Below are 12,394 nucleotides of genomic sequence, written 5' to 3'. Positions count from 1 at the left end.
GTGCATCTGGTCTCTTCCCCGGGAGCCCCCGGGAAGCCGGGCCGCAAATGCTGCGGCCGATCAGCAAAAGTCTATCCCTGCGGTCTGAACGGGCCGAAATAGAAGGGACATATGCACCTAATGTCACGTTCACGGATCCGCCGGGGCTGCTCCCATGCCGGGAAGCCGGTTGGCTAGGACATGCTGCGGCGGCCCTCGAAGGCGCGGCCCAGGGTGATTTCGTCGGCGTATTCCAGGTCTCCGCCGACGGGCAGCCCGGACGCCAGGCGGGTGACGCTGATGCCCAGGGTCTTCAGCATCCGCGAGAGGTATGTGGCGGTGGCTTCGCCCTCGAGGTTCGGATCGGTGGCAATGATGATTTCGGAGATTTGCTCGTCGGAGAGCCGGCTTAGCAGCTCCCGGATGCGCAGCTGGTCCGGGCCGATCCCGGCAATGGGATTAATGGCTCCGCCCAGCACGTGGTAGCGGCCGCGGAAGGACCGGGTGCGTTCCACCGCAATCACGTCCTTGGACTCCTCGACCACACAAATCATGGTCGGGTCCCGGCGCGTATCGCGGCAGATGGCGCACGTTTCCTGCTCCGTGACGTTGCCGCAGATACTGCAGAACTTGACCTTGTCCTTCACCGTGACAATGGAGGACGCCAGTTTCCGCATATCGTCCGGGTCAGCTTCCAGGATGTGAAAGGCAATGCGCTGGGCAGACTTGGGGCCGATGCCCGGAAGCCTGCCGAGCTCGTCAATGAGTTCCTGAACGGCGCCTTCGTACACGTGACCTTCTCTGCTGGATAGATGTGCGCTGTGTCTGCGCTGTGGCGGCCGGATGCACCGGGCGGCCCGGGTCAGCGGCCGTCGAGGCTGCGTTCCTCAATTAGCCGGCCGCCCAGGATCCGTTCAATGGCTTTTCGTCCCACCAGTCCTGAATCTTCAAGCCTGATGTCGTCGGCGCTGGGGATGTCTTCGATTAAGTTTACGTTGCCGCGTCCGCTTGACGGGTTTGCCGGGCCGCCGCGCTGGGCGGCTTCATTGAGCAGTTTTTGGTAGCGGCTCAGCGGACGGTTGCCGTTGCCGGCCGCCGGGGGAGCGGACGATGTCGGTGCGGACGCGGGCGTAGACCCTGACAGCGACGACGGCGCGGACCCTGATGCGGACGACGGCGCGGACGCCTGCCCGGAGGGCGCCGCCGGCGCGGACGCCTGCCCGGAGGGCGCCGTCGATGGCTGATTCTGCTGCGGTTGCGGCACCACCTGAGGCGAAGCCGCGGCTCCGGGTGCTCGGGGTGCTCCGGGTCCTGCGGGACCCGCTGCCGTCCGGTAGCCGGCGCTGCCCTGACCGGAGCTGCCCTGGTTGCCGCTCTCACCGCTGTCGCCGTTGCCGCCGTTGCGTGCCGGAGACGAGCCGGTGCCGGCCCAGTTGGTTGCTGCCCACTCGGTGTCTGAAAGGTGTCCGGCCGAATAAACGTCCGCCGGCGGTTCGGCCTGTTCCCAGGCGTTGCTTTCCGGACCGCCGGCATAAGGATCCTCGGGCGGTTCCTGCTGCCAGTCTTCGGGCAGCGGTCCGCCGACCGGTGCTGCCCCGCGGCTCCGGCCGGTGGGGCTCGGTGCTGACGGCTGACGTGTCGCGGGCTGGGGACTTTGGCTGCGCCGCCGGTTCAGTGCCGCGGCTGCTGCCGGTCCTGAAACCACAGGCGAAGCACCATGTGCTTCGGGGGCAGCAGGAGCTGCGGGAGCCGGAGCCGGCGCAGTTGCGGGAGCCGGAGAGGGTGCAGCGGCGGCAGGAACCGACGGCGCTGACGCTGGTGGCGCGGACTGCTGGGGCGCGGACCGCTCGGGAACGGACGGCGTGGCCGGCTGGGCCGTTGCGGGTGCAGGTTGCTGCTGCCGCGCAGGCTGCTGGGGTTCGGGCGCGAACTGGTGCTGGGGTGCGCGCGCAGGCTGCTGCTGGGGTGCGGGTGCGGGTGCGGACTGGTGCTGGGACGGAGCCTGGACCTGAGCGGAAGCCGGCGCCGGGGTTAGCCGGCTACCTGCTTTTGGGCCCGACTCACCCGCTGCCGCGGAACTGTCGTGCACCACATTGACCTGGCAGTCGACACCGAGGACCTGGCTGACCGCCTTGCGGAGGTTCTCCAGATGGTCGGGACGGTTGAAGTTGGTGGCGGCGCCCTGGTTGCTGAACGCCAGCTCCAGGATTCGCCCGTCGAACGACTTCGGGCTGGCGTTCTTGCTCACGTTGAGCCAGGTGGCACGCCGGATTCCGGTCAGGGCATCCATGATCTCAGGCCAGGCGCGACGGATCATTTCGACCTGTCCTCCGCCGGCAGCAGCCGCCGGGGCTGGAGCAGCCCCGGACCCTGCACCCTGTGCGGGAGCAGGAGCAGATGAGGCCTGCTGGCCCCACTGGCCGGCAGCAGGTTGGTCGGACGGTCCGGAGCCAGCATGTCCCTGGTTCTGGGGTTCCGCTGCAACGGCCGTGCGGTCGTCCGGGTTGGCGGCGGGCCAGCCTTGTCCGGCCGGGGAAGCATTGGCTGCGGGGCGTCCCGCGGTAGCCGGTGCCTGGTCCTGAGTGGTAGCAGCAGCGGAACCGTTGGTCGGTGCCGGTGCCGGTGCCTGCGGTTCGGGAGCCGTGGCCCAGGTGCCGCCCCAGTCCAACGGGGAGCTGTCCTGGACGGCGGCCGCAGCCGGGGTCTCCGCAACGGCGGGTGCAGTCCGTTCCGACGGCACGTCAGCCGGCGCGTCGGCCACCACGGCGGGCGTCTCCGGCGCCGTCGTCGGGCGGGCTGCGGGAATGGACTCAACGGGCGAGGATGCGGCAGCCGCGCGGCCCACGGCCTCGGTGCTGTCGCCGGCATAGCTCAGGCGCCGTTCAATTCGGTCCACGCGCGCTGCTGTGCCGCGTTCGGTTTGGTCGGCCGCGGGCAGCAGGATGCGGGCGCAGAGCAGTTCCAGGTGCAGCCGCGGGAGGTGGCGCCGGTCATTTCCGTCAGCGCCGTGTTGGTGATGTCGGCGGCGCGGGAGAGCTCGGCGCCGCCCAGCTGGGTTGCCTGGGTGCTCATCCGGCTGATCTGGTCTTCGGGCATGCCCCGCAGCACGGCGGCTGCGCTGTCCGGCATCGCGTGCACGATGATCAGGTCGCGGAAGCGTTCCAGCAGGTCCTCGACGAAGCGCCGGGGGTCCTGGCCGGTTTGGATGACGCGGTCGACGGCGCGGAAAACGGTGGCGGAATCGCCGGCTGCAAAGGCGTCGACGACGTCGTCGAGCAGTGAGATGGGGGTGTAGCCCAAAAGGTTGACGGCCAGCTCATAGTCCAGACCCGACTCGCCGGCCCCGGCCATCAGCTGGTCCAGCACGGACAGCGAATCCCGGACCGAGCCGCCGCCGGCGCGGATCACCAGGGACAGGACTCCGGGCGCCACCGGAACGTTTTCCTGCGCACAGAGCCGGTCCAGGTACGCCAGCAGCGGTTCCGGGGAACCAACCGGAACGGATAGTGGTGGGTGCGGGACCGGATGGTGCCGATCACCTTGTCCGGCTCGGTGGTGGCGAAGATGAACTTGATGTGCTCCGGCGGCTCTTCGACGATCTTGAGCAGCGCGTTGAAGCCGGCGGATGTCACCATGTGGGCTTCGTCAATGATGAAGATTTTGTAGCGGTCGCGAACCGGGGCGAAGGTGGCCCGTTCACGCAGGTCGCGGGCATCGTCCACGCCACCGTGGCTGGCCGCGTCAATTTCGATGACGTCGAGGCTTCCGGAGCCGTTGCGGGCCAGTTCAACGCAGCTGTCGCACTTGCCGCACGGGACCGGCGTCGGGCCCTCGGCGCAGTTCAGGCAGCGGGCCAAAATGCGGGCGGATGTGGTTTTGCCGCAGCCGCGGGGCCCGGAGAAGAGATAGGCGTGATTCACGCGGTTTTTGGAGAGGGCCGCCATCAGCGGCTCCGTGACGTGCTCCTGCCCGATCACGTCCGCGAAGCTCTCGGGACGGTAGCGGCGGTAAAGGGCTGTACTCACAGATAGAACCCTATCGGTTGGCACTGACGGTTCGCATCCCGGCATCTGGGGCGGGGAAAACCGGTTGGTCCTGAAAAAATTAAAGACCCCTCATGCACCTGCCAGAGCCCGCTTACCCTTGCTACCTTCCGGTCCTGGGGGAGTTCACAGGATGACACCACATGAGGGGCCACGAACCAGTCTACCCGATTTTTGGAGTGCTTTTGCTGGGGCCGGTTTCAGCGGCTTTGAGCGGCCGGGAGCCGGCGGGCGGGACCTTGATATAGCGGTACATGTCCTTCCACTGGGTGCCGATCTTCTGCCAGGAGGGCAGCAGTCGGTCCCGGGTGTAGCCGGCCCGCTCGGCGGTGCGCCAGGAGCCCTCATTCCATGGCTCTATATACAGATCGATCCGGGGCAGCTGCGCAGAAGCCAGGCCCCACTCGGTCAGCAGCTCCAGTGCCGCACCCGCGTATCCCCGTTTCCGGTGTTCGGGGCCGATCCAGTAGCCAATCGTGTTGGGGTTGCCGGTGCGGCGCGAGGATTGGCCCGGCCAGAGCCCGATTTGCCCGACGGCGGTGTTGGTGGCCGCATCGGCGACGGCGAAGGACCAGCCTGCTCCGCTGCGCAGCCGCTGATGCTGGCGTTCAATGAAGGCCAGTGCCTCGGGCTGTCCGGCCGTGGCGGCGACTGAGGTGATCAGCGGTATCAGCGGATCCTGCGAGGCCGACTGTATAAGTACGACGTCGGCGGCTGTGAAGGCGCGCAGTGTTACCCGGGAGCCGCGCAGGATGGGAAGCTCGAGGGGCGTTCCCCGCGGAGCCCGCGGAATCCCCGGTGCCGCAGCCATGGTGTTTCCTTTCGTCGTTCCGCTACCGGATGCCGTTCACCGGGCGAGGTAGTTGGTGGCTATCTTCCCGCTAAGGTGTCGTCCGAGCGCGGTAACAGCGGCATCGGCCGGATGGGGCAGGGGCCAGCCGTCGGGACCCAGTTCCTGATACTTCGTGGTGTTCAGGCCCATGACCCAGCTGCCGGTTCCGTCGGGAGTTGCCATCACCACCGTTTGGCTGCCGAAAAAGGTTCCTTCGGACGCCAGATACGTTCCAGTTTCCAGTATCGTCCGCTGCAGCCCCAGACCCACCTCGACCCCCTCACCGACCGGGAGCATTGTGGTCATCTGGCCAAGCGCCTCCGGCGACAGCAGCCGCCCGCCGAGCAGGGCGGCCATGAAGCGGTTTAGGTCGCCGGGAGTGGAGACCAGAGCTCCTGCCGTATAGAGGAAGGACAGGTCGTATGCGGTGATTTCCGCGGCGGGATCTTCCAGCTGGTACAGGCTGTCATATCCGGCACTCGATGGATTGGGCAGGCGGGCTTTCCCCGGGGAAAATATGTCGACGCCAGACCGGCCGGTGCGAGCACTTCCGAGGCGATGACGTCATAGGCCGTGCGTCCGGTTACGGACTCAAGGACCAGGCCAAGGAGGTGATAGTTCGTGTTGGAGTACCAGTACTGGTTGCCGGGCGGGAACAGCGGCGGGTTTTCGAGGCCCAGCCGGGCAAGCGCCAGCGGCTCGAGTGTCCTGCCGGCATGGTGGATCACCGATTCCAGTGAACCCCTGCGGATGGAGGGGAAGAGGAGAAGTTCCGGCTCGCTGAGACCGCTCGTGTGGTTCAGTAGCTGCCGGATGCTGACACCGTCTAAGGCTGCAGTGAACTCTGCGGGCAGAAACTGCGCTGCAGGTGTTTCGAGGCCAAGCCGGCCGGCTATTACCAGCTGGAGAACAGCGGTCGCGGTAAACAACTTGGTCACGCTTGCAATCCGGAGGTAGCTGTTCGGCGCCATAGGCCTTCTGGTTTCGGCGTCCGCAACCCCGGCCGCGAAATGCTCGACGTTCCTGTCGGGTGTCCGGACGGAAACGTTCACTCCGTAAATCCCCGCATCGACGACGTCCGCCAGCAAAGAGTAAAGGTGCGAGTCAGCCACCGGTCCGTTCCTTTCCGCCGCGGCAGGTCCCCGACATGCTCAGTAAGCCTGCCAAAGGGCGAACGCAGGCAGCTCCGCCGCAGGGATGAGATTCTCGGGGAACGGGGAACGGGGAACGGGGAACGGGGAACGGGGAACGGGAACGACGCCGTTTGCCGCGCCCATTTTTCGGGCCCGGTGTGGGCCCGGTGTGGGTCCCCTACGGGCCCGGGAGCCGGCTCTGAATGCCGATTTGCACCGCCCGGCCACCCCGTGTAGAGTCTTCTAAGTCGCCGCGGCCGGGAGTTGGAAAACATCCTGAGCATGGCGGCCAACCCCACCAAAAACATCCTGGTGATCCATCCCGCGCCCACGGGCAGCGGAGCGGAAAGCCGGGGATTTTCGTGCGGGTCCGTCCGGATCAAGGAAAGCAGTCTTCGGGAATTATCCCGAATTGCCAAAAACGGTCCGGATGAAATAGAATAAAGAAACACTGCAGCGAAGAGAAAAAGAAAATACACGTCCGCTTCACGGATTGTTTCTCCGAGTATTTCGCATGCATCTGTTGTTTGAGAACTCAATAGTGTGCCAAGTTTATTGATACCAATTATTTTGATTGGTTGAACTGGCTGTTTCCGCCCACCCCGTGGGCTGGGAGCAGCTTTTTAGCTGGTTTCGAATTTAGTGCAGGACTGTGCAGCCAATTTTCCTTGGCTCCGGCCCTGTGTCTGTAACACATTTACGGAGAGTTTGATCCTGGCTCAGGATGAACGCTGGCGGCGTGCTTAACACATGCAAGTCGAACGATGACTTTTGTGCTTGCACAAAATGATTAGTGGCGAACGGGTGAGTAACACGTGAGTAACCTGCCCTTAACTTCGGGATAAGCCTGGGAAACCGGGTCTAATACCGGATACGACTTCCTGACGCATGTCATGGGAGTGGAAAGCTTGATGCGGTTTTGGATGGACTCGCGGCCTATCAGCTTGTTGGTTGGGGTAATGGCCCACCAAGGCGACGACGGGTAGCCGGCCTGAGAGGGTGACCGGCCACACTGGGACTGAGACACGGCCCAGACTCCTACGGGAGGCAGCAGTGGGGAATATTGCACAATGGGCGAAAGCCTGATGCAGCGACGCCGCGTGAGGGATGAAGGCCTTCGGGTTGTAAACCTCTTTCAGCAGGGAAGAAGCGAAAGTGACGGTACCTGCAGAAGAAGCGCCGGCTAACTACGTGCCAGCAGCCGCGGTAATACGTAGGGCGCAAGCGTTATCCGGAATTATTGGGCGTAAAGAGCTCGTAGGCGGTTTGTCGCGTCTGCTGTGAAAGCCCGGGCTCAACCCCGGGTCTGCAGTGGGTACGGGCAGACTAGAGTGCAGTAGGGGAGACTGGAATTCCTGGTGTAGCGGTGAAATGCGCAGATATCAGGAGGAACACCGATGGCGAAGGCAGGTCTCTGGGCTGTAACTGACGCTGAGGAGCGAAAGCATGGGGAGCGAACAGGATTAGATACCCTGGTAGTCCATGCCGTAAACGTTGGGCACTAGGTGTGGGGGACATTCCACGTTTTCCGCGCCGCAGCTAACGCATTAAGTGCCCCGCCTGGGGAGTACGGCCGCAAGGCTAAAACTCAAAGGAATTGACGGGGGCCCGCACAAGCGGCGGAGCATGCGGATTAATTCGATGCAACGCGAAGAACCTTACCAAGGCTTGACATGAACCGGAAAGACCTGGAAACAGGTCCCCCACTTGTGGCCGGTTTACAGGTGGTGCATGGTTGTCGTCAGCTCGTGTCGTGAGATGTTGGGTTAAGTCCCGCAACGAGCGCAACCCTCGTTCTATGTTGCCAGCGGGTTATGCCGGGGACTCATAGGAGACTGCCGGGGTCAACTCGGAGGAAGGTGGGGACGACGTCAAATCATCATGCCCCTTATGTCTTGGGCTTCACGCATGCTACAATGGCCGGTACAAAGGGTTGCGATACTGTGAGGTGGAGCTAATCCCAAAAAGCCGGTCTCAGTTCGGATTGAGGTCTGCAACTCGACCTCATGAAGTTGGAGTCGCTAGTAATCGCAGATCAGCAACGCTGCGGTGAATACGTTCCCGGGCCTTGTACACACCGCCCGTCAAGTCACGAAAGTTGGTAACACCCGAAGCCGGTGGCCTAACCCCCTTGCGGGGAGGGAGCCGTCGAAGGTGGGACCGGCGATTGGGACTAAGTCGTAACAAGGTAGCCGTACCGGAAGGTGCGGCTGGATCACCTCCTTTCTAAGGAGCACCTCAAAGCCCGGATCCTTCCACAGTGTTGGATGTGTGCTTTGCAGGAGATGCCCATGTCGGAAACATTCGTTTTCCGGTGGGTGCTCAAGGGTGGAATATCAATGAGCAGGTGCCCGGCGTTGGGCCCGGCAGCAGGAGTACGTTCCCTTCCGGGAACTGGAAAGCGCTGCCGGTGTCTTCAAGTACCGGGTTTTACCGTTTGGCACACTGTTGGGTCCTGAAATAACAGGACCGAAGAACTGACAACTGCATGTTTGGTTGGAGGGGACACGGGTTTTCGTGTTGTTTCCGGTTGTTCCTGCGCAGGTCCAAGACTGTCCACGGTGTATCCGTGGTGGTGGCGGGGTGTGACGGGGTTGTTGTTTGAGAACTACATAGTGGACGCGAGCATCTTAAAATTATTAGTGCAATTTCAGATAAACCTGGTGGATCCAGGGGTCATCCTTTGGGGTGGTGCCTGGTGAGATCATGGTTTTCTCGATAGCGATAATATTTATTGATCTTTGTGGTCAAGTTTTAAGGGCACACGGTGGATGCCTTGGCATCAGGAGCCGAAGAAGGACGTAGGAATCTGCGATAAGCCTGGGGGAGTTGATAACCGAGCGGTGATCCCAGGATGTCCGAATGGGGAAACCCCGCCCGGCGCGCGAGTGACCGGGTGACCCGCATCTGAACACATAGGGTGCGTGGAGGGAACGTGGGGAAGTGAAACATCTCAGTACCCACAGGAAGAGAAAACAACAGTGATTCCGTTAGTAGTGGCGAGCGAACGCGGAAGAGGCTAAACCAGTGGTGTGTGATAGCCGGCGGGCGTTGCATCACTGGGGTTGCGGGACTTTCCGTACCAGTTCTGCCGGATTGGTGAAGTGAGTGCAGGTGCATAGGTGAACCGGTTTGAAAGCCGGGCCGTAGAGGGTGTTAGCCCCGTAACCGGAATGTATGCTGCCGCTTGGAGAGGATCCCAAGCAGCACGGGGCCCGAGAAATCCCGTGCGAATCTGCCAGGACCACCTGGTAAGCCTAAATACTCCCTGATGACCGATAGCGGACAAGTACCGTGAGGGAAAGGTGAAAAGTACCCCGGGAGGGGAGTGAAACAGTACCTGAAACCGTGTGCCTACAATCCGTTGGAGCAGGGCAGCATCCTTTTGGGGTGTTGTGGTTGTGACAGCGTGCCTTTTGAAGAATGAGCCTGCGAGTTAGTGTTACGTCGCGAGGTTAACCCGTGGGGGAAGCCGTAGCGAAAGCGAGTCTGAACAGGGCGTTGCAGTGGCGTGATCTAGACCCGAAGCGGAGTGATCTACCCATGGCCAGGTTGAAGCGCGTGTAAGAGCGCGTGGAGGACCGAACCCACTTCAGTTGAAAATGGAGGGGATGAGCTGTGGGTAGGGGTGAAAGGCCAATCAAACTCCGTGATAGCTGGTTCTCCCCGAAATGCATTTAGGTGCAGCGTTGCGTGTTTCTTACCGGAGGTAGAGCTACTGGATGGCTAATGGGCCCTACAAGGTTACTGACGTCAGCCAAACTCCGAATGCCGGTAAGTCAGAGCGCAGCAGTGAGACTGTGGGGATAAGCTTCATAGTCGAGAGGGAAACAGCCCAGACCACCAACTAAGGCCCCTAAGCGTGTGCTAAGTGGGAAAGGATGTGGAGTTGCTCAGACAACCAGGAGGTTGGCTTAGAAGCAGCCATCCTTGAAAGAGTGCGTAATAGCTCACTGGTCAAGTGATTCCGCGCCGACAATGTAGCGGGGCTCAAGTACACCGCCGAAGTTGTGGCATTCAAATATTAGCCAAGCGGATGGTTTTATCCATTTTCGTTCAAGCGTTTGGATGGGTAGGGGAGCGTCGTGAGGGCAGTGAAGTCGCGGTGTAAACCAGCGGTGGAGCCTACACGAGTGAGAATGCAGGCATGAGTAGCGAAAGACGGGTGAGAAACCCGTCCGCCGAATGATCAAGGGTTCCAGGGTCAAGCTAATCTGCCCTGGGTAAGTCGGGACCTAAGGCGAGGCCGACAGGCGTAGTCGATGGACAACGGGTTGATATTCCCGTACCGGCGAAGAACCGCCCATACTGAACGGGGGACACTAACCGCCCGATACCTGACCGTTAGCCCTTGTGGCGACATGGTTTTTGGTGGAGCGCGGGACCTGATCCCGGAGGTAAGCGTATTAACAGGTGTGACGCAGGAAGGTAGCCGGGCCGGGCGATGGTTGTCCTGGTCTAAGGATGTAGGGTCAGCGATAGGTAAATCCGTTGCTGTGTCTTTGATGACGATCCTGAGATCTGACGGGACCCCCTCAGGGGGAATCCGGTGATCCTATGCTGCCTAGAAAAGCATCGGCGCGAGGTTTTAGCCGCCCGTACCCCAAACCGACACAGGTGATCAGGTAGAGAATACTAAGGCGATCGAGAGAATTATGGTTAAGGAACTCGGCAAAATGCCCCCGTAACTTCGGGAGAAGGGGGGCCCCAACCTTGATGGACACATTGCTGTCCGGAGGGGATCGGGGCCGCAGAGACCAGGGGGAAGCGACTGTTTACTAAAAACACAGGTCCGTGCGAAGTCGCAAGACGATGTATACGGACTGACTCCTGCCCGGTGCTGGAAGGTTAAGAGGACCGGTTAGCCCCTCGTGGGCGAAGCTGGGAATTTAAGCCCCAGTAAACGGCGGTGGTAACTATAACCATCCTAAGGTAGCGAAATTCCTTGTCGGGTAAGTTCCGACCTGCACGAATGGAGTAACGACTTCCCCCGCTGTCTCAACCATAAACTCGGCGAAATTGCAGTACGAGTAAAGATGCTCGTTACGCGCAGCAGGACGGAAAGACCCCGAGACCTTTACTATAGTTTGGTATTGATATTCGGTGTGGCTTGTGTAGGATAGGTGGGAGACTGTGAGGCCCGGACGCCAGTTCGGGCGGAGTCATCGTTGAAATACCACTCTGGTCATACTGGATATCTAACTTCGGCCCGTAATCCGGGTCAGGGACAGTGCCTGATGGGTAGTTGAACTGGGGCGGTTGCCTCCTAAAGAGTAACGGAGGCGCCCAAAGGTTCCCTCAGCCTGGTTGGCAATCAGGTGGCGAGTGTAAGTGCACAAGGGAGCTTGACTGTGAGAGAGACATCTCGAGCAGGGACGAAAGTCGGGACTAGTGATCCGGCGGTACATTGTGGAATGGCCGTCGCTCAACGGATAAAAGGTACCTCGGGGATAACAGGCTGATCTTGCCCAAGAGTCCATATCGACGGCATGGTTTGGCACCTCGATGTCGGCTCGTCGCATCCTGGGGCTGGAGTAGGTCCCAAGGGTTGGGCTGTTCGCCCATTAAAGCGGTACGCGAGCTGGGTTTAGAACGTCGTGAGACAGTTCGGTCCCTATCCGCTGCGCGCGCAGGAAATTTGAGAAGGGCTGTCCTTAGTACGAGAGGACCGGGACGGACGAACCTCTGGTGTGTCAGCTGTACTGCCAAGTGCACCGCTGATTAGCTACGTTCGGATGGGATAACCGCTGAAAGCATCTAAGCGGGAAGCCCGCTTCGAGATGAGATTTCCATACACCTTGTGTGTGAGAGGCCCCCAGCCAGACCACTGGGTTGATAGGCCGGATGTGGAAGCGGGGACTAAAGACCCGTGAAGCTGACCGGTACTAATAGGCCGATAACTTACACCACACCATGATCTGGGCGGGAAACGACTTCAAACGTTCCGGCCAGAGAAGGATCATGTTAGATCATGTGCTGCTTGCGTCCACTATGTGGTTCCCGGATAACAAACCCGTGTGGTTTGTCACCCGTGAACAGGTCATCAGACTGTCTTTACCGGCGGTGTGATGGTTTAGAATTATTATTGTTGTATTCACCTATGGGGAATACGCGCTGAGGTGGCTGGGGTTTCCTGGTTGCCGGGGGTGTGTGTTTCTTGTTGTGACCATTGTTTTCCCCTCGCCCCGGGGTTTGTTTGCCGGGGTGGTGTGGGTGGAAGGGTTACGGCGGTCATAGCGTGGGGAAACGCCCGGTCCCATTCCGAACCCGGAAGCTAAGACCCACAGCGCCGATGGTACTGCATCCGGGAGGGTGTGGGAGAGTAGGTCACCGCCGGACAATATTTACGGTTGAAACATTGACCGGTTGTTCAGAGAGTAGGGCCCCGCATGGTTGCGGGGCCTTAC

Annotated in this window: 4 protein-coding genes, 3 rRNA genes, 1 other RNA gene and 1 pseudogene; 3 read left to right on the top strand and 6 right to left on the bottom strand. The window is 61.2% G+C overall.

From position 1 onward, the window contains the following. Positions 1-173: 173 nt before the first annotated feature. The 6 genes and pseudogenes from recR to OL239_RS00020 all read right to left on the bottom strand — a co-directional run bounded on the left by recR (position 174) and on the right by OL239_RS00020 (position 5,942). Positions 174-770, bottom strand: coding sequence for a recombination mediator RecR (recR, locus tag OL239_RS00045; protein WP_268910227.1), 597 nt, complete (start codon positions 768-770; stop codon positions 174-176). 1,709 nt (positions 771-2,479) lie between these two features. Then, a pseudogene (locus OL239_RS19880) lies at positions 2,480-4,049 on the bottom strand (DNA polymerase III subunit gamma and tau); the annotation flags it as partial. 33 nt (positions 4,050-4,082) lie between these two features. After that, positions 4,083-4,178: signal recognition particle sRNA small type (ffs, locus tag OL239_RS00035), an RNA gene on the bottom strand. Positions 4,179-4,185: 7 nt separating this feature from the next. Then, complete coding sequence (locus tag OL239_RS00030; protein WP_268910226.1) at positions 4,186-4,833, bottom strand: GNAT family N-acetyltransferase; 648 nt, start codon at positions 4,831-4,833, stop codon at positions 4,186-4,188. Between the two features lie 36 nt (positions 4,834-4,869). Then, positions 4,870-5,286 carry a serine hydrolase gene (locus OL239_RS00025; protein WP_268911618.1) on the bottom strand — a complete coding sequence of 139 codons (417 nt, stop codon included), beginning with the start codon at positions 5,284-5,286 and terminating at the stop codon, positions 4,870-4,872. Next, entirely contained in the window at positions 5,220-5,942 is a 723-nt protein-coding gene (locus OL239_RS00020; RefSeq protein ID WP_268910225.1) for a serine hydrolase domain-containing protein, read from the bottom strand. Before OL239_RS00020 ends, OL239_RS00025 begins: the two co-directional genes overlap by 67 nt. A 741-nt stretch (positions 5,943-6,683) precedes the next feature. Here OL239_RS00020 and OL239_RS00015 point away from each other — a divergent pair. The 3 genes from OL239_RS00015 (at position 6,684) to rrf (ending at position 12,326) form a co-directional block, all read left to right on the top strand. After that, a 16S ribosomal RNA gene (locus tag OL239_RS00015) occupies positions 6,684-8,213 on the top strand. A gap of 518 nt (positions 8,214-8,731) precedes the next feature. Beyond that, a 23S ribosomal RNA gene (locus OL239_RS00010) occupies positions 8,732-11,898 on the top strand. Between the two features lie 312 nt (positions 11,899-12,210). After that, a 5S ribosomal RNA gene (gene rrf / locus OL239_RS00005) occupies positions 12,211-12,326 on the top strand. Together the 16S, 23S and 5S rRNA genes form the textbook arrangement of a ribosomal RNA operon. The last annotated feature ends 68 nt before the right edge of the window (positions 12,327-12,394 follow it).

Origin of the sequence: Arthrobacter sp. ATA002, from assembly GCF_026898095.1 — a bacterium.
In the GTDB taxonomy this organism is placed as follows: Bacteria; Actinomycetota; Actinomycetes; order Actinomycetales; family Micrococcaceae; genus Arthrobacter_B.
The sequence above is the reverse complement of the archived record's forward strand: the minus strand, read 5'-3'. Positions and strand labels throughout refer to the sequence as shown.